We start from the raw sequence: 17,769 nt of genomic DNA on the forward strand, positions 1-17,769 counted from the left end.
CGTACGGGAGGTTTCGCGTGGGCCGGCACCCGGTGCTCATCGCACCGCCATACGGATGTTGTGTACGTGCCAACGGAAAGTCGTCGTCCCGCACTCCAATGCCTCTGACAGCATCCGGCAGGGGAGGGGCATATGACACCCGCACAGATCAGCAGGACGCCCGGCCAGGACGGCCGTTCCGCCGAGCTCCGTGAGGCCGCGCGCAGGCTCGGAGCCGGAGTGGGCCGCCGACGTTTCCTCACCGTCACCGGTGCCGCGGCCGCACTCGCCTTCGCGACCGGCCTGCCCGGTGCGGGCACCGCCGCGGCCGCCGAGCTCGACGCCCGGAGGATCACGGAGGACCCGTTCACCCTCGGGGTGGCCTCCGGGGACCCCCTGCCGACGTCCGTACTCCTGTGGACCAGACTCGCGCCCCGCCCCTACGAGGCCGACGGCGGGCTGCCCGCCGAGCGCGTCGAGGTCCGCTGGGAGATCGCCCGCGACGAACGCTTCCGCCGCACCGTCCGGCGCGGGACCGCCACAGCCCACCCGGAGTTCGGGCACAGCGTCCACGTGGACGTGCGAGGTCTCGCACCCGACCAGGGCCTCTACTACCGCTTCCGGGCCGGCGACTGGACCAGCCCCGTCGGCCGCACCCGCACCGCACCCGCTCCCGGCGCGCGCAACAGCTCCCTGACGCTGGCCGCCGTCTCCTGCCAGGCGTACCACGACGGTTACTTCACCGCCTACCGGCACCTCGCCGACGAGGACGTCGACGTGGTCTTCCACCTCGGTGACTACCTCTACGAGTACGCAGTCACGGCCGTCGGGGGCGCCCGCAACTACACCGACCGCGTCCTGCCCGGCCACTTCAACCGGGAGACGCTCACGCTGGACGACTACCGCATGCGGTACGGCCTCTACAAGTCCGACCCCGACCTGCGGGCCGCACACGCCGCGCACCCCTTCGTCGTCACCTGGGACGACCACGAGACCGAGAACAACTACGCGGGCGACACCCCGGAGAACAGCGTCCCCCCGGAGGAGTTCCTGCTGCGCAGGGCCGCCGCCTACCGGGCGTACTGGGAGAACCAGCCGCTGCGCGCCCCGCAGCGTCCCACCGGCCCCGACATGCGGCTCTACCGCCGGCTCCGCTTCGGCCGGCTCGCCCAGTTCGACATCCTCGACACCCGCCAGTACCGCAGCAACCAGGCCTACGGCGACGGCTGGAAGGTCCCGGGCCCCGAGTCCGAGGACCCGGCGCGCACCATGACGGGCGCCGCCCAGGAACGCTGGCTGATCGACGGCTGGAAGACCTCGGACGCCCGGTGGAACGTCGTACCCCAGCAGGTCACCTTCGCCCGGCGGCGCGACGTCCCGACCGACGCCTACAAGCTGTCCATGGACTCGTGGGACGGCTACCCCGCCTCCCGGCAGCGGATCATGGACGGTGCCGAGGCCGCCGGGGTCGAGAACCTGATGGTCCTCACCGGTGACGTGCACGTCGGGTACGGCTTCGACCTCAAGAAGGACTTCGACGACCCGGCCTCCCGCACCGTCGGCACGGAGATCGTGGCCACCTCGGTCGCCAGCGGCAAGGACGGCTCCGAGAAGCCGTCCAACTGGGACAACCTGACCCGGGCCAACCCGCACATGAAGTTCTACGACGGGCGCCGCGGCTACGCGCTCGTCACCCTCGGCACGCGGGAGGCACGTGCCGACTTCCGCACGGTGGCGGCGGTCACCACGCCCGGCGCGCCGGTCGGCACGGCGGGCTCCTTCGTGACCGAGGCCGGCAACCCGGGGCTCACCCCCGCGTGACCGCGACCGCCCGGGTGCCGCCCGGCACCCGGGCCGGACGCCGTGTGTCAGGCGCGGTCGTCCGCCGGGTAGCGGACGCCGATCCGGTCACGCACCGCGTCGAGCGTCCGCATCACGGCGAGCGAACCCTCCAGCGGCACCAGCGGGGACTCCGTCTCGCCCGCCAGCAACGCGCGCGTCACCTCGGCCGCCTCGTACTGCATGCCCGAGAGGCCCTGCGGGCCGGGGCCCGTGACGACCTTCTCCGGCTCGTGGCCCGACCGGTGCAGGAAGAAGTGGTCCGGGTGGAAGAAGTCCCGCGGGAGGTCGATCCGCCCCTCCGTGCCGGTGACGGTCGCGGAGGTCGGCAGGTTGCCGACGATCGAGCAGCTCAGCAGCGCCGTCGCACCGGAGTCCCAGCCCAGCAGCATCCCGGTGTTCAGGTCGACACCCTCCGGGGACAGCAGCGCGTCGGCCTGCACCCGGTCCGGTTCACCCAGCAGCAGCTGGGCGAAGGACACCGGGTAGACCCCGAGGTCCAGCAGCGCGCCGCCGCCCAGCGCGGGGTCACGCAGCCGGTGCTCGGCCCCGAAGGTGCCCGCGAAGCCGAAGTCGGCCTGCACCGTGCGGATCTCACCGATCGCGCCGTCCCGCACCAGCTCCGTGATCCGGCGGACCAGCGGATTGCAGTACGTCCACATGGCCTCCATCAGGAACAGCCCGCGCCCCCGGGCCAGATCGACCAGCTCCCGCGCCTCACGCGCGTTGAGCGTGAACGCCTTCTCGCACAGGACGTGCTTGCCGGCTTCCAGAGCGAGCCCGGCCGCCTCCCGGTGCGCCGAGTGCGGGGTGGCGACGTACACGACGTCGACGGAGTCGTCCGCGACGAGCTCCGCCCAGCTGCCGTACGCCCGCCCGATGCCGAACCTGTCGGCGAACGCCCGCGCGGAGGCCTCGGTGCGGGAGGCGACGGCCACTACCTCGGCCCCGGAGTCCCGCATCGCCAGCAGGTCCTCGGTGAACCTCGCGGCTATGCCGCCCGTCGCCAGTACACCCCAACGCACAGTCCCGCTCATGCCGCCCGCCCTCACAAAAAGGTATCGACCACTACGACTGACCTGAGAGCATAGATGCGGATTCAACGAAGCGGAGACGAGGATGCCGGACAGCGGCGCGAGCCGGGCCCAGCAAGAGCACGAGCACATACCGACGAAGAACAGTGAGGGCGCCGCACTCGGCGCCCAGGCCACCGCCACCCCCACCGCTGCGGGTGTGCCGGCCATCTCCACCGACATCGCGCCAGGCCTTCCGGGCGCCTCCACGACCACCGCACGGCGGGCCGGCCTCCTGGTCACCCTGGTGCTGGGCGGGCTCACCGCCCTGCCGCCGCTCTCCATGGACATGTACCTCCCGGCACTCCCGGAGGTCACCGACGCGCTGCACGCCCCCGCCGCGACGGTCCAGCTCACCCTGACGGCCTGCCTCACCGGCATGGCACTCGGCCAGCTCGTCGTCGGCCCCATGAGCGACCGCTGGGGCCGGCGCACCCCACTGCTCCTCGGCATGGTCGTCTACGTGATCGCCACCGCGATCTGCGCCGTCGCCCCCACCGCGGAACTCCTCATCGGCTTCCGCCTCCTGCAGGGCCTGGCCGGAGCCGCGGGCATCGTGATCTCCCGGGCCGTCGTACGCGACCTGTACGACGGCGACGAGATGGCCCGGTTCTTCTCCACACTGATGCTGATCTCGGGAGTCGCGCCCGTCATCGCACCCGTGATCGGCGGCCAGGTACTGCAGTTCACCGACTGGCGCGGCATCTTCGTCGTCCTGACCTTCGTCGGCGTGCTGCTCACCCTCGTCGTCTGGAAGTGGCTCCACGAGACACTCCCCGCGGAAAAGCGGCACACCGGCGGTGTCGGGGACGCGCTGCGCACCATGCGCGGGCTGCTCGCCGACCGGGTGTTCACCGGCTACATGATCGCGGGCAGCCTCGCCTTCGCCGCGCTCTTCGCCTATGTGGCCGCGTCCCCGTTCGTCGTCCAGGAGATCTACGGGGCCTCGCCCCAGACCTTCAGCCTGCTCTTCGGGATCAACTCCATCGGGCTGATCGCCGTCGGCCAGATCAACGGCAAGCTGCTCGTCGGGAGGGTCAGCCTGGACAAGGCGCTCGGCCTCGGCCTCGCCGTCATCTCCGTCGCCGCGGTCGCCCTGCTGCTGATGACCTCCGGGGTCTTCGGCGAGGTCGGCCTGGTGCCGGTGGCCGTCGGGCTGTTCGTGCTCATGTCCGCGATGGGCCTGGCGATGCCGAACACCAACACTCAGGCCCTGATGCGCACCAGGCACGCGGCCGGCTCGGCCTCCGCGCTGCTGGGAACGTCCCAGTTCCTGATCGGCGCCATCGCCTCGCCCCTCGTCGGGATCGCCGGTGAGCGGACCGCCGTGCCGATGGCCGTGGTGCAGGTGGTCTGCGCGCTGTCCGCGGTGGTGTTCTTCCTGCTGCTGTGCCGTCCGTGGCGGGGCGCGGGCACCGTGCGGTAACCGCACGCCGAGGGCTGAGCGGATCCTTACGTGTGAGAGGGCCCGGGCGAATCCGCCCGGGCCCTCGCGTGCACCGTGCCGGGCTCCCTCAGCCCACCCGCGGGTAGCCCAGCAGGTGCAGCCGGTCCTTGCGGTCGGTCCAGCGGAACACGCCGGTGTCCGAGGTCTCCGTGCCGGGCAGCCGGGTGTTCGGCGGCAGGGCCTCGACCTCACCGGTCGTGAAGCTCATCGTCACAGGGCCGCCCCCGCCGTCCTCCAGCACCTCGTCCGCGTCGCGCACGCTCGCCACGCCGTAGGCGCTGCCCCCGTCCGTCACCGACACGAGCGTCAGGTCGGCCGCCCCGCCCTCGTCCTCGAAGCAGAACCCCTTCCTCGCCTTCAGGTCGAAGGCCAGGTTCCCCGCGACCAGGTACCCGCCCGAGGGCGAGACGACGGCCCGCGGACGGCTGCCCGGCTCGATCTCCGGTGCGTGGCACTCCACGGAGACGACCGGCGTCCCGCTCTCCGCGTCGTGGACCGTCCACATCCGGTGGGTGGCGGCCCGCTCCGCCCCCTCGGCGAGCCGCCACGTCGCCAGGACCAGCCCCGGCGCCACGGCGGCCGGGACCCCGGTCGCCGGATCCGCGCCCTTCGGCGCGGTCCTCCTGCTGAACCAGCCTCCGCGCACCCAGAACTCGCGCGCACCGCTCAGCAGCAGGCCCCCGGCCGTCTGCCCGCGTACCTCGGTGAGCTGCTTGCAGGCCGTACACCCCTTCGGATACGTCAGCGCGGACGCGGCGGTCTCCGTCACCTCGCCGTCGACCGGGTCCACGGCCACGCTGTCCGCCCCGCCGTCGCTGATCAGGATGTCCGGGCCGGTCGCCGTGACGACCGGTGCGCCCGTCCAGGGGACCTCGACCCGCAGCCGCGCCCCGTCCACCACGTCGTACACGTCGAGGGAGACGAAGTACCCCGAGGATTCGAGGCCCTCGCCGGTGCGTCCGTAGGCCCAGGTCACGAAGTACTGCCGGTCGTCCTTGGCGACGGTGAGCAGCTTCGGGAAGCGCGACGGGTCCGGCGGCCGCCAGGCCTCGCCGCTCCAGCCCGCCCGGCCGGTCGCCGTGTCCAGGGTCCGCAGCCGGTAGCGGTTCCCAGGCGCCCGCACCAGATACGCCAGCCGGCCCGTCGTGTGCGAGACGGCGTATTCGGGGCCGGCGCCGACGACCTCCCAGCCGCGAGCCGTCGTGTACTCCGGGGGGACGTCCAGCCGTGTCGCGGGGCCGGTGCTCCTCCTCGCGGGCTTCGCGGGCTTCGCGGGCTCCCCGTCCCCGCCGCCCCCACCAACGCCGCCGCACGTCGCCGTCAGGAGCAGCAGTGCGAGGAACAGCACCCCGCCCACCAGAGCCAGGCGCACGATCCTCTGCCTCATGGTCCCCCCGATGAGTCGTACCCCGGGCAATCCCGGCGCGGCGCCGGTCAGCGTAACAACGGGCCCATGGCGAGCGGCAGTTCGGTTCAGCAGTCGCTGCGTCCCGGTTGCGCACCGGGCCACCGGGCTGCGGAGGGAGGGGCCGCTGCGCCTACAATTCGGCGGTGAACGCCACCCTCCCCACCGCGGAAGCCCTGCGTGCGGCGCTGGCCGCCCTGCTCGACGGGCTGCCCCCGACCCAGGCCACGCAGGCCGTCGACCGGCTGATCGCAAGCTACCGCGGGACCACCCCCACCGACGCCCCCATCCTGCGGGACCGCTCGGACGTCGCCGCCTACGCCGCGTACCGGATGCCCGCGACATTCGAGGCGGTACGGTCCTGCCTCGCCGCCCTCCGCGAGGCCGCGCCCGACTGGGTGCCCGCCACCCACACCGACATCGGGGGCGGCACGGGCGCGGCGAGCTGGGCGGTCGCCGGGGCCTGGGACGGGCCGCGGACGACGGTCCTGGACTGGTCGGAGCCCGCCCTCGCGCTCGGCCGTGAACTCGCCGAGGCGTCCGGCATCCCCTCGCTGCGGGCCGCCACCTGGGAGCGGGCGACGATCGGCACCTCACCGGCTCCGGCGTCCGCGGACCTGGTGACCGTCTCGTACGTGCTCAAGGAGCTCACGGCCGCGGACCGGGCCACGGTCGTGGACGCCGCGGCGGCGGCCGCGCAGGCGGTGGTGATCGTGGAGCCCGGCACCCCCGACGGCTACGACCGCGTCATCGAGGCCCGCGACCGGCTGATCGCCGCGGGGATGGGCGTCGCGGCCCCCTGTCCCCATGACGACACCTGCCCCATCGAGCGGGGCAAGGACTGGTGCCACTTCTCGGCCCGAGTCAGCCGGTCGTCCCTGCACCGCCAGGTCAAGGGCGGCTCGCTCAGCCACGAGGACGAGAAGTTCAGCTACGTCGTGGCGACCAGGTTCGCCACCGCTCCCGCCACCGCCCGGGTCACCCGCAGGCCGCAGATCCGCAAGGGACAGGTGCTGCTGGAACTCTGCACGAAGGACGAGGCCCTGCAACGTGCCACGGTCACCAAGCGGCACGGAACGCTCTACCGCGCCGCCCGTGACACCGCGTGGGGCGACGCCTGGCCGCCGCCCGAGGACGACTGACGGGTCCTCCGCGGCAGGGGTGGCCGCGGGCCCTCACGCGGCCCGCGGTGCCACGGAGGACGGGCCCGGGTCCCTCCCTCTCAACTCAGCTGTTCGGCCAGTCCGACGATGACGCCCTCCGGGCCGCGGAGGTAGCAGAGGAGATAGCTGTCCTCGAAACGGGCGATCTCGCCCACGAGTTCGGCGCCGTGAGGGCGCAGCCGGGCGATGGTGTCCTCCAGGTCGTCGACCGCGAACATGACGCGGTGCGTGCCCAGAATGTTGTGCGGCCGGTCACGCGGCCCGGCGTCGATCGCCCGGGGGCTGCGGTACTTCGCCAGTTCGAGCCGGCTGTGACCGTCCGGGGTCCGGACCATCGCGATGTCGCAGTGTGTTCCTTCGAGTCCGGTGCACCCGTCGGCGAAGGGGCCCTGGACCTCCGCCCTGCCCTCCAGCTCCATACCGAGTTCCACGAAGAACGCGATGGCGGCATCCAGGTCGTCGACCACGATGCCCACGTTGTCCATCCGCTGAACGGCCATGTCCGTCTCTCCTTCTTCCTCGTACGGCCGGTGGTGGCCGCTGACGGCCCTGGGACGGAGCCGGTGGCACGTTCTCGACATCGCCGCCGGGAAGAAGCCGGACGTGCCCCTCAGGTCCGCAGCTCCTGGGTGCAGCACTTCACGCTTCCACCGCCCTTGAGCAGTTCGCCCAGATCCATCGGCACCGGTTCGAAGCCCCGGTCCCGCAGCGGGGCGAGGAGGCCCACCGCTGCCTGCGGGAGCAGCACGTGGCGGCCGTCGCTGACCGCGTTGAGGCCCAGCCGGGCGGCGTCCGCCTCCTCGGCCAGCAGCGCGTCGGGGAAGAGCCGGGCCAGTACCGACCGGCTGCCAGGCGAGAAGGCGCCGGGGTAGTACATGACCTCGTCGGCCTCGTCGTCGAGGACGCAGAGCGCCGTGTCCAGGTGGTAGTAGCGCGGGTCCACCAGGTCGAGGCCGATCACCGGGCGGCCGAAGAACTCCTGGGCCTCGCCGTGGGAGAGCGGACTGGACCGGAAGCCCCGCCCGGCCAGCAGGTACGAGGCGGTCACCGCGAAGTCGCCCTCGCCCTCGTTGACATGGGCCGGCTCGTGGATCTCGGTGAAGCCGTCGGCCCGGAACCACTCCCGGTGCGCCTCGGCCTCCGCGAACCGCTCCCGGTAGGCGAACAGGGCGCCCAGCACCCGCCCGTCGATCACGGTGGCCCCGTTGGCGGCGAACACCATGTCGGGCAGGTCCGGGCGGGGGGTGAGGAGCTCCACGGTGTGGCCGAGGGCCCGGTAGCGGTCGCGCAGGTCCTCCCACTGGGTGGTGGCCAGGGGCAGATCGACGGGTTTCGACGGATCCATCCACGGGTTGATGGAGTACGTGACCTCGAAGTGGTCCGGGGCGCACATCAGGTAGCGACGAGGGGTGGCGTCACGGGTCAATGAAGGCTCCTCACGAACGGCGGCCTCGGCCGCGGAACGGTGGGATGCGCACGGGGTGTGTGCGTGAGTTCATGGTGCGCCCGACCGGGCCGTTGCGCTGTGATCCGTTCGGGTGGTTCACGCGGACGGAAAGGCGGGTACGACGGCCGCGGACAAGACGATACGTATCGGGCCGTGACCCTCTAGGGTGGCCGGATGTCATCTCACAGGACCCCCGACTCCAGCCGCCGGAGCGACCGCTCCCGCCGCGCGATCCACGAAGCCGCGCTCGCACTCGTCGGCGAGGTGGGGTACGCCCGGACGACCATCGAGGGTATCGCCGCCCGCGCCGGGGTCGGCAAGCAGACGATCTACCGCTGGTGGCCGTCGAAGGCGGCGGTGCTCATGGACGCGTTCCTCGACATGGCCGCCAGGCAGGCGGCGGAGGCGGACGCGTCGGGCGGGGGCGGTGAGGACGGCATCCCGGACACCGGTGATCTGGCGGCGGACCTCAAGCTGGTCGTGCGGGCCACGGTCGACGAACTGAACGACCCCGAGACCGAGGCGCCCACCCGTGCCCTGACCGCCGAAGGCGTCATCGATCCGGTGCTCGGGGCCCAGTTCGTCGAGAGTCTGCTCGAACCGCAGCTCCAGTTGTACGTCACACGCCTGCGGGCCGGCCAGGAGGCCGGCGAGGTGCGCGCGGACGTCGATCCACGGATCGCGGTGGAGCTCCTGGTCGCCCCGCTCACCCACCGCTGGCTGCTCAGGACGCTTCCGCTCACGCACGAGTACGCGGACGCCGTCGTCGACCACGCCCTCCGGGGGCTCTCGGCCCGCACCTGAATCCGGCCACGCGTTTCATGACAGTGCGTACACGGGTGGATCCCTCCGCGTGACCGTCCGGGCACCCGCTTGGCGACTCCGGCCACCCCAGGAGCAGGATGGTGCGACCATGGACGTGTAACCACTCAGGTGAGGGGATAGATGGGCGCCGATTCCGGCCGCTATCGCGGCACAGAGGGCAGGATTTCCCAGTGGCTGCGCAGGCGGCCCAAACCGCAGCCGGAGGCCGACGACGCGGCGCGGCTGGAGCTGCTCCTGGCCGTCGCGGAGGCAGGAATGCCGATCTCGCCCGCCGCGCATCCGTCCGGGTACCGATGTTCCTGCGAACGCATCGGCTGTCCCACGCCCGCGCGGCACCCGGTCTCCTTCGCCTGGCAGACGCAGTCCACGACGGACCGCGGACAGATCGAGCGGTGGGCGGCCGGCCAGCCGCTGGCCAACTTCATCACCGCCACAGGCATGATCCACGACGTCCTCGACGTCCCCCTCGCCGCAGGGCAGGCCGCGCTGGACCGGCTCACCGCCGCGGGCATCGACGTCGGGCCCGTGGCCCGGTCCGGTGCCGACCGGATGCTCTTCTTCACCGCCACCCGCGGCACGCCGGACGACGAGGACGAGTGGTGGCCGTGCGAGCTGGACTGCCACCCCGAAACCATGGACGAGCATCCCGGTCTCCGCTGGCACTGCCGGGGCAGCTACGTCCTCCTGCCCCCCGCGAGGCTTCCCGGCGATCTGGACGTGCACTGGATCCGCGGACCGGAGAACCCGTTGCCCGATCCGCTGACCCTGCTGGAGACGCTCACCGACGCCTGCGCGCAGTACGCCGACACGGCCGACGAGAGTGATCTCGACCACGATTCGGTGGCCTGGCCGCTCAGCCGCTGAGGGCGCGACGGCCCGGCCCGGCGGGACCCCGCCGGGCCGTCCGCGGCGGTCAGGATCCCTGCGCCGCGACCAGCCCGGGCAGCCGGTTCAGCACGCGCACCCTGCCGTCGGTGCCACCGTCCGCGCCCTTCGTGGGCACGTAGACGAGCTGGCTGGAGACCCGCTCCTTGGTGAGGGTGCTCTTCACCTCGCCGGTCAGCAGCGCCCGTACGTCCGCAGTCACCGTCGGACGCAGCCCCTCGGCCGCCGTCTGCCGCTCGAAGTGCTTGCTGCTGAAGAAGACCAGTGCTCCGCCGTCCTCCGTGGTCAGGCCCAGCGGCGCGAACGTCCCGGAGTCCAGCTTCTGGTCGATGTACTGGTACGAGAAGCCCGCTCTGCGGGTGTTCTTCCGGGCGTCGCGCCAGCCGGAGGTCATCGACCCCTGGGCGAACACGTCCGGTGTGCCGTCGGTGAGGTAGTCCGTGTACGTGGTGCTCAGGTCCGCCGGCGGGGTGGCCAGCGCGGCGTCGGTGTCCGCGGAGGGCACGGGCTCGGCCCAGCCGTCCGCGTCCTTGCGGAACTTCGGGATCCCGGACGGTGCGGTGACCGCCAGATAGGCGGCCTTCCACGGCGCGTCCGGTCCGGTGCGGACGAACGCCAGCAGCCAGCGGGTGTCCAGCTTCCCGCTGTCCTGGTCACGGTTGGAGTCGGTGTCCGCGAGGAACCAGCGCGGCCAGCCCGCCTTCTTGGGGATGGTGTACGACGCGTCGGTCAGCTCCAGCGGCTCGTGCCCGGCGTTGCCCTCCGGGCTGTTCTTCCGCCGCGCGGTCAGACCGGCCTGGTTGATCGCACCGAGCGAACCGGTGACCCGGTCCTCGTCGAGCGCCGGATCGTAGGCCTTGTCCGCCTTGTTGTAGGCGACGGTGAAGTCCTCGAGGGCCTGCGCGGCCTCGGCCTCCGTCGCTCCCGGCACCACTTCCAGTTCACCGTGTACCGTCACGCAGCCGCTCGCCGTCACGACCAGTACCGTCGTCGTCGCGAGCCCCGCCGCCAGTCGACCCAGCCTTCTCATCCGTTGCCTTCTGCGCCTTCTGATCCGTCGTCCGCACTGACCGCCTGAACCCTACCGGGGCGAGGAACAGCGCGAGCGTGGGGATGAGATACAGCGCCCACACCGTGACCTGAAGGACGGTCGGGTCAGCCTGGAAGTTGAAGACGCCCTTGAGCAGGGTGCCGTACCAGCTGTCCGGCGGGATCGTGCCCGTGATGTCGAACGCCCTGTTCTCCAGGCCGTCGAGGAAGCGGGCCTCCTGCAGGTCGTGGACGCCGTAGGCCAGCACTCCCGCCGCCACCACCACGAGCATGCCGCCGGTCCAGGTGAAGAACTTCGACAGGTTGATCCTCAACGCGCCCCGGTAGAACAGCCAGCTCAGCACGATCGCGGTCCCGATGCCCAGCAGCACGCCGATCAGTGGTGACGACGAACCCTCACCGCTGGCCCGCACCGACGCCCACACGAACAGCGCGGTCTCCAGGCCCTCACGGCCCACCGCCAGGAAAGCGGTGGCCACCAGGGCGCCGGTGCCCATCGCGAGCGCCGAGTCCAGCTTGCCGTGCAGCTCCTTCCTCAGATGCCGCGCGGTACGCCGCATCCAGAACACCATCCAGGTCACGAGCCCGACGGCGATGATCGACAGTGAGCCGCCGAGCATCTCCTGCGCCTCGAACGTCAGCTCCTGGGAACCGAATTCGAGAGCGGCACCGAACGCCAGCGAGATGGTGCAGGCGATGGCGATGCCGGCCCACACCGGGCGCAGCGCGTCGCGGCGGCCGGTCCTGACCAGGTAGGCGACGAGGATGCAGACGACCAGGCCGGCCTCGAGCCCCTCGCGCAGGCCTATCAGATAGTTGCCGAACATGCCGGTCCTTCCACGGTGAGGGTCATGAGAACGACGCCCGGGCCACGCGGGCGGCTCAGGGTCACGCGAACAACGCCCGGCCCCACCAGTCGTCCGTGTCCCGGACGCCGGGCGGAACGGCGAAGACCGCCGAACCCACGTGCTGGATGTATTCGTTGAGCGCGTCCGAGGCCGCGAGGCGCCGCTGCACCGGGATGAAGCCCGTGCGGACGTCCCGCTGGTAGGCCAGGAAGAACAGACCCGCGTCGAGCCTGCCCAGTCCGTCCGTGCCGTCGGTGAAGGAGTAGCCGCGGCGGAGGATCGCCGCCCCGTCGTTGCTGTCCGGATGGGCCAGGCGTACGTGCGCGGTCGGCAGCATCGCCTTCAGGAACGGCTCGTCCCGCTCCTTCGCCTTGCCGACCGGGGCCCCCTCGCCCTTGTCACGGCCGAAGATGTCCTCCTGCTCCTGCAGCGGAGCGCGGTCCCACGTCTCGATGTGCATGCGGATGCGCCGGGCCACCAGGTACGAACCCCCGGCCATCCAATCGGTGCCGTCCGTCGCGCCGGCCCACACGTGCTTCGTCAGGGCTGCCTCGTCCGTGCCCGGGATGTTCCGGGTGCCGTCCTTGAACCCCATCATGTTGCGGGGGGTCTGGGAACCGGGCGTCGTGGAGGACGTCTTGCCGAACCCCAGCTGCGACCACCGAACGGCCGTGCGCCCCATCCCGATCCTGGCGAGGTTCCGGATGGCGTGCACGGCGACCTGCGGGTCGTCGGCGCAGGCCTGCACGCACAGGTCCCCGCCGCTGCGGGCGGCGTCCAGGTTGTCGCCGGGGAACTTCGGCAGGTCCACCAGCGCCTCGGGCCGCCGGTCCTCCAGGCCGAAGCGGTCCCCGGCGAACAGGGACGGGCCGAAGCCGATGGTGAGCGTCAGCCGGGACGGCCTGAGGCCCAGTGCCTCACCCGTGTCGTCCGGCGGTGCCTCGGCGGGCCCTCCGTACGCTCCCCCGCCGACGGTCCGCCCGGCCGTCATCCGCTCGGCGGCCCGGGTCCACTCCTGGAGGAGGGCGATCAGTTCGGCCCTGTCCTTCGTGGTCACGTCGAACGCGGCGAAGTGCAGCCTGTCCTGGACGGCGGTGGCGATCCCCGCCTGGTGCGCTCCGTGGAAGGGCACCGCCGCGCCGCCGTCCGAGGCCGGCCCGGCGTCCCCGCCGGGGCTCACCGCGGCGACCGCGCCGCCCGCCGCCACCGCGCCCAGCGCCAGCCCGGCGCCGCCCCAGCCCAGCAGGGCACGACGCGAAGGGGCGGGGGCGCCGGCGGCTCCCCGCCCTGGTTCCCGGTCCCGCTCATGATCGCGTTCCTCTACTTCGTGACCGCGGCGGCCAGCTTGGACAGCGGCTCCGCGAGCGCGTTGACCGCGTCGGAGAGCTCCTTGCGGTCCGCCTTGCCGACCTTGTCGTACGAGGTGAAGTCGTAGGAGGCCTTGTCCGCGCGGTACTTGTCCAGGAGGGCGTCCAGCGCCGCGAACTGCTTGTCCAGGGAGGCGGTCAGTGCTGCGTCGTTCTTCGACGCGACCGGCTTCAGGAGCTCGTACGACCGCTCCGCGCCCTCGACGTTCGCCTTGAAGTCGACGAGGTCGGTGTGGCTGTAGCGCTCCTCCTCGCCGGTGACCTTGCCGGTGGCCACCTCGTCGAGAAGCTCCTTGGCGCCGTTCGCCATCGACGTCGGGGTGATGTCCGCCCGGCCGACCCGCTTCTGCCAGTCCTGAAGGTCCTTGTAGAGGGTGGGCGCGAGCGCCTTCTCCTCGGCGCCCAGTTTCCCGTCCTGCCACAGCGCCTTCTCCAGGCGGTGCCAGCCGGTCCACTCCTGGCCGTCCTCCAGGCCGTCCTCGCGGACGTCGACCTTCGGGTCGATGTCGCCGAAGGACTCGGCGACCGGCTCGGTCCGCTCCCAGCCGATCCGGGAGCCGGCGTACGCCTTCTTCGCCGCCTCGATGTCGCCCGCGGCGACGGCGTCCGTGAAGACCTTCACCTTGGGCAGCGTCTCGTCGGCCTGCGCCTGCACGTAGGTGCGGTAGCCGGCCACGGCCTTGTCCATCTCGGGGCTGCGCGCGGCGGCGGTGCCTCCGGTGACCTCGACCGTCTGCCGGATGCCCTTGCCCTTCATGCCGGGCTTGCAGGCGATCTCGTACGTGCCGGCCTTGATCTCGGCGGTGATCCTCGCCCTGGTGCCCGGACCGATGTTCTCGCGTTCGGTGACGATCCTGTCGTCCGGGAAGAGGACGTAGACCTCGGTGACCTTGGAACCCTTGTTCTGTACGGCGAGTTCGACGTGGCCGGCCGGAATCTTCTTCGACGACACCTCGCAGGAGTCGTCCGTGGCGACCACCTCGACGGCACCGTCGCCCTTGCCGTCGCTCTTCTCGGCGCAGCCCGTGACGGCGGTCAGGGCGGCCACCGCGGCGACAGCGGTGACGACGGAGGGACGAAGGGCTCGCATGGGGGCTCCACAGGGGTGAAACAGCGGGGACGACGGGGACGAAAGCAGGTGAGGCTGGCCTAACTTAACCGCGCCCCACTGCGCCGCCACCTGCCGGGCAGGTGATTCAGGTCTCACTCGGCCGCGCCGGAAACGGCCCGGTCACGGTGCCCTCATGGGGAACCCACAGAAAGGTCAAACGAGGGTCAAGCAAGCCTTTTCGGTACGACGAGCGGCACCCCGGTCCGCGGGTGCGGGAACACCTCGACCGGCTGCCGGTAGACCTCGCCGAGCAGCTCTCCGGTGAACACCTCGGCGGGGGGACCGGCCACCGCGACCCGGCCGCCGTGGAGCACCACGGCGCGGTCCGCGTAGGCCGCGGCCAGGCCGAGGTCGTGCAGCACCACGACCACGGCGTCCCCGGCGGCGGCGCGTTCGCGGCAGATCCGCAGGACCAGCTCCTGGTGCCGCAGATCCAGTGCGGCCGTCGGCTCGTCCAGGAGCAGCAGCGGGGCGCTCTGCGCGAGGACCCGGGCCAGGGCGACCCTGGCGCGTTCGCCGCCGGACAGCGCGGAGAAGGGGCGGGCGGCGAAGCCGGTGACCTCTGTCGCCGCCATCGCGGCGGCGACCACGGAGTCGTCCTCGTCCTCCCGGGCCGTGCCCGCCCAGGGGGCCCGGCCCATCCGTACGACGTCCTCGACCGGGAACGGGAAGGCGAGCGCGGCGGACTGCGGCAGGACCGCCCGGCGCAGGGCCAGTTCGGCGGTCGTCCAACTGGTGGCAGGCCGGCCGTCCACGCGTACCTCGCCACTGTCCACGGGCAGGTCCGCTGCCAGTGCCGCCAGCAGGGTCGACTTCCCGGCCCCGTTCGGCCCGACGAGGGCCAGCACCTCGCCGGCCCGGACGGTCAGGTCCACGGAGTCGAGGACCGGGCGTCCGCCGAGCCGGACGCCCACCCCGGCCGCCTCGGCGACGGTCGAGCCGGGCGGCACCGGGGAGGGGAGCTCCCGGCCGCGGGGCGCGAGCAGTGCCTTGAACGGGTTCAGTGCCTTGACCGGGTTCATGCCCAACCACCTTGCCTGCGACGGGTCCTGCGCAGCAGCCAGAAGAAGAACGGGCTGCCGAAGAGCGCGGTCAGCACGCCGAGCGGGAGCTCGGCGGGATCGGCGACGGTACGCGCCGCGAGGTCGCCCACCACCAGGACGAGGGCACCGCCGAGCGCGCTGCCGGGGATGAGGAAGCGGTGTCCGGGGCCGTTCGCCATCCGCAGCAGATGTGGAACCAGCAGCCCTACGAAGGAGATGATCCCGGCGACGGCCACCGCGGCTGCCGTCAGCAGCGCCACGACGAGGACGAGGGCGATCCGCAGCCGTTCGACGTCGACGCCCAGGTGCCGTGCGGGGCGCTCGCCGAGCGCGAGCAGATCCAGCTTCCTGGCGTGGAACGGGGCGACGAGGAGTCCCAGCGCCGCGCACGGCAGCACGGCGAGTACCTTCGGCCAGGTCGCCTGGGACAGCGAACCGAGCTGCCAGAACGTGATCTGGGTGATCTGCGCGTTGTCGGCGAAGAAGATGAACAGACCGATCAGGGCCCCCGCGAAGGCGTTGACGGCGATACCGGTCAGGATCAGCGTCACGACCTCGGTCCGGCCCCCGGAACGGGAGAGCGCGTACACCAGCAGGACCGTGGCGAGGCCGGAGACGAACGCGCAGACGGTGATCGTCCAGTTGCCGAGGAACGTCAGCCCCAGGGCGATCGAGGCGACCGCTCCGACCGCCGCCCCCGAGGAGATCCCGATGACACCGGGCTCGGCGAGGGGGTTGCCGAACACTCCCTGCATCAGCGCACCCGCGCAGCCGAGCGAGGACCCGACGAGCAGGGCGAGGACGACCCTCGGCAGCCGTACGTTCCACAGGACGCTCTCGGCGACCCGGTCCAGCGCCTGACCGCCGAGGCCGACACGGTGCTGGACGGACGAGAGGACGTCGCCCAGCGGGATGTTGTACGCGCCGAGTCCCGCGGAGAGCAGACAGCCCACGAGGAGTGCGGTGGACAGGGCGGCGGTGAGGACGAACGCCTTGCCGCGCCGTGCCGGAGCGCCGGCGGATCTCGTGGTGGAGCCGTCGTGCGAGGTCGCCGTCACGCGCTCTTCCCGCCTTCCGCGGGGGCGGGACCCGCTCCCGTGCCGCAGTCGCCGAGGGCCGGGGTGAGGGGCACGACGGCGACCAGGGCCCCGGGCCGGACCGTACGCCGTCGCACGGCTCCTCGGTCCGCCGGGGCGGAGTACTGGGGCAATCGCACGGGGGCACCGTCCTGGGGCAGTTGGGGCAGCGAAGTGACGGAGGGGGTCCGACACGTACTCGTGAATATTAGGTTAGCCTTACCTCACTCTCTGGTCCTGGAAGGGTCCCCGTGCCGTCGTCCCCATCCGTCCGCGCGCTCGCCGTGCGCTTCTCGCGGTGCTGCTCGGGGCGTTGCTCCCGGCCTCCGCCGCGGCCTCGGGCGTCGTCGCGGCGGCGGGCGCCGGAGTGGTGATCGCCGTACGTCGTCGTACCGTCCGACCCCGTCCCCGCGGTACACGGGCCGTACCGGCACACAAGCCGGTGCGGCCCGTGGCGTCCGGGGCCCCTGGCGGTGCTTGAATGCGCATGTGAACGACTTCGACGTACCCGACGGCATCGACGTGTTGCGTGTGTTCTGCGGCCCGGACGGCGGCAACGGCAACGCACTCGGCGTCGTGCGCGACGGGCGCAGGTATCCCGACAACGACTCCCGGCAGGCACTCGCACGCAAACTCGGCTTCAGTGAGACCGTGTTCGTGGACGACCCCGAGCGCGGAACCGTCGACATCCGCACCCCCGGTCTGCGGCTGCCGTTCGCGGGGCACCCTCTCGTGGGCGCCGCCTGGCTGCTCGACCTGGAGGTCCTCGAACTGCCCATCGGGGACGTGACGGCGCGCCAGGACGGCGAGTTCACCTGGATCACGGGCCGACCCGAATGGGCATTGCCCAGGACGCTGGAGCAGTACGCGTCGGTCGCCGAGGTCGAGGCGCTGACGGGGCCGCCGGACGGCGAGGGGTGGCTCTACGTCTGGGCCTGGGAGGACGAGGCGGCCGGCCGGGTGCGGGCGCGGGCCTTCCCCCGGCGCCATGAGGAGCGCGGCGACAGCCGCTCCGGGGGAGCCGGGGCCCGCGCCGGGGGGATCGAGGAGGACGAGGCGACCGGTGCGGCTGCCATGCTGCTGAGCGCCGAACTCGGCCGGGCCCTCAACATCACCCAGGGGCGCGGCTCCCAGATCCTCACCGCACCCGCGCCGGACGGCGCGATGGAGGTGGGGGGCCGCGTCCTCCTGGCGGTCGCGTCCTGACGGGC

16 protein-coding genes and 1 pseudogene are annotated in these 17,769 nt (G+C 72.2%); 6 read left to right on the forward strand and 11 right to left on the reverse strand.

All coding sequences use genetic code 11. The annotated features are described in order from the left end of the window. Window positions 1-132: 132 nt before the first annotated feature. A complete protein-coding gene (locus P8A20_RS26350) occupies window positions 133-1,800 on the forward strand; it encodes an alkaline phosphatase D family protein (protein ID WP_306104358.1) in 1,668 nt (555 codons plus the stop codon). Between the two features lie 47 nt (window positions 1,801-1,847). On the opposite strand, the gene P8A20_RS26355 is transcribed toward P8A20_RS26350, so the two are convergent. After that, window positions 1,848-2,855 (reverse strand): Gfo/Idh/MocA family protein, encoded by a 1,008-nt coding sequence (locus P8A20_RS26355; RefSeq protein ID WP_147963159.1) that lies wholly within the window; start codon window positions 2,853-2,855, stop codon window positions 1,848-1,850. A gap of 82 nt (window positions 2,856-2,937) precedes the next feature. Here P8A20_RS26355 and P8A20_RS26360 point away from each other — a divergent pair, with 82 nt between their 5' ends. Continuing rightward, window positions 2,938-4,317: a Bcr/CflA family multidrug efflux MFS transporter gene (locus tag P8A20_RS26360; RefSeq protein WP_147963158.1), complete on the forward strand. Its 1,380-nt coding sequence runs from the start codon at window positions 2,938-2,940 to the stop codon at window positions 4,315-4,317. An 88-nt stretch (window positions 4,318-4,405) separates the two neighbouring features. On the opposite strand, the gene P8A20_RS26365 is transcribed toward P8A20_RS26360, so the two are convergent. Then, on the reverse strand, window positions 4,406-5,725 hold the full coding sequence (locus P8A20_RS26365) for a hypothetical protein (protein ID WP_306104359.1): 1,320 nt from the start codon (window positions 5,723-5,725) through the stop codon (window positions 4,406-4,408). A 164-nt stretch (window positions 5,726-5,889) separates the two neighbouring features. On the opposite strand from P8A20_RS26365, the gene P8A20_RS26370 reads away from it, so the two are divergent. Further along, complete coding sequence (locus P8A20_RS26370) at window positions 5,890-6,885, forward strand: small ribosomal subunit Rsm22 family protein (protein WP_147963156.1); 996 nt, start codon at window positions 5,890-5,892, stop codon at window positions 6,883-6,885. 80 nt (window positions 6,886-6,965) lie between these two features. Here P8A20_RS26370 and P8A20_RS26375 read toward each other — a convergent pair whose 3' ends face one another. Both P8A20_RS26375 and ddaH read right to left on the reverse strand, forming a co-directional pair. After that, complete coding sequence (locus P8A20_RS26375) at window positions 6,966-7,406, reverse strand: VOC family protein (RefSeq protein ID WP_147963155.1); 441 nt, start codon at window positions 7,404-7,406, stop codon at window positions 6,966-6,968. 110 nt (window positions 7,407-7,516) lie between these two features. Continuing rightward, window positions 7,517-8,353 (reverse strand): annotated as a pseudogene (gene ddaH / locus P8A20_RS26380) (dimethylargininase); the annotation flags it as partial. Between the two features lie 174 nt (window positions 8,354-8,527). Here ddaH and P8A20_RS26385 point away from each other — a divergent pair. After that, the gene (locus P8A20_RS26385; RefSeq protein ID WP_306104360.1) at window positions 8,528-9,157 is read left to right on the forward strand and encodes a TetR/AcrR family transcriptional regulator; all 630 of its coding nucleotides are present in this window, start codon (window positions 8,528-8,530) and stop codon (window positions 9,155-9,157) included. A 141-nt stretch (window positions 9,158-9,298) separates the two neighbouring features. Further along, window positions 9,299-10,042, forward strand: a complete 744-nt coding sequence (locus tag P8A20_RS26390) for a bifunctional DNA primase/polymerase (protein WP_147963153.1) — start codon at window positions 9,299-9,301, stop codon at window positions 10,040-10,042. A gap of 49 nt (window positions 10,043-10,091) precedes the next feature. Here P8A20_RS26390 and P8A20_RS26395 read toward each other — a convergent pair whose 3' ends face one another. From P8A20_RS26395 to P8A20_RS26425, 7 genes are all read right to left on the reverse strand, one after another. Next, the gene (locus P8A20_RS26395) at window positions 10,092-11,093 is read right to left on the reverse strand and encodes an SCO2278 family lipoprotein (RefSeq protein WP_147963152.1); all 1,002 of its coding nucleotides are present in this window, start codon (window positions 11,091-11,093) and stop codon (window positions 10,092-10,094) included. After that, entirely contained in the window at window positions 11,005-11,940 is a 936-nt protein-coding gene (gene efeU / locus P8A20_RS26400; protein WP_306104361.1) for an iron uptake transporter permease EfeU, read from the reverse strand. The genes P8A20_RS26395 and efeU overlap by 89 nt, the downstream gene beginning before the upstream one ends. A 61-nt stretch (window positions 11,941-12,001) precedes the next feature. After that, complete coding sequence (gene efeB / locus P8A20_RS26405) at window positions 12,002-13,207, reverse strand: iron uptake transporter deferrochelatase/peroxidase subunit (protein WP_306105202.1); 1,206 nt, start codon at window positions 13,205-13,207, stop codon at window positions 12,002-12,004. A gap of 74 nt (window positions 13,208-13,281) precedes the next feature. After that, window positions 13,282-14,418, reverse strand: coding sequence for an iron uptake system protein EfeO (efeO, locus tag P8A20_RS26410; protein WP_147963150.1), 1,137 nt, complete (start codon window positions 14,416-14,418; stop codon window positions 13,282-13,284). 185 nt (window positions 14,419-14,603) lie between these two features. Continuing rightward, a complete protein-coding gene (locus tag P8A20_RS26415) occupies window positions 14,604-15,461 on the reverse strand; it encodes a heme ABC transporter ATP-binding protein (protein WP_371606497.1) in 858 nt (285 codons plus the stop codon). Next, entirely contained in the window at window positions 15,458-16,540 is a 1,083-nt protein-coding gene (locus P8A20_RS26420; RefSeq protein ID WP_147963149.1) for a FecCD family ABC transporter permease, read from the reverse strand. The genes P8A20_RS26415 and P8A20_RS26420 overlap by 4 nt, the downstream gene beginning before the upstream one ends. Then, window positions 16,537-16,698, reverse strand: a complete 162-nt coding sequence (locus P8A20_RS26425; protein ID WP_261988965.1) for a hypothetical protein — start codon at window positions 16,696-16,698, stop codon at window positions 16,537-16,539. Before P8A20_RS26425 ends, P8A20_RS26420 begins: the two co-directional genes overlap by 4 nt. A gap of 349 nt (window positions 16,699-17,047) precedes the next feature. Here P8A20_RS26425 and P8A20_RS26430 point away from each other — a divergent pair, with 349 nt between their 5' ends. After that, window positions 17,048-17,764 (forward strand): PhzF family phenazine biosynthesis protein, encoded by a 717-nt coding sequence (locus P8A20_RS26430; RefSeq protein WP_147963148.1) that lies wholly within the window; start codon window positions 17,048-17,050, stop codon window positions 17,762-17,764. Window positions 17,765-17,769: the final 5 nt, after the last annotated feature.

Origin of the sequence: Streptomyces sp. Alt3 (assembly GCF_030719215.1) — a bacterium.
GTDB classification, from domain to species: domain Bacteria; phylum Actinomycetota; class Actinomycetes; order Streptomycetales; family Streptomycetaceae; genus Streptomyces; species Streptomyces glycanivorans.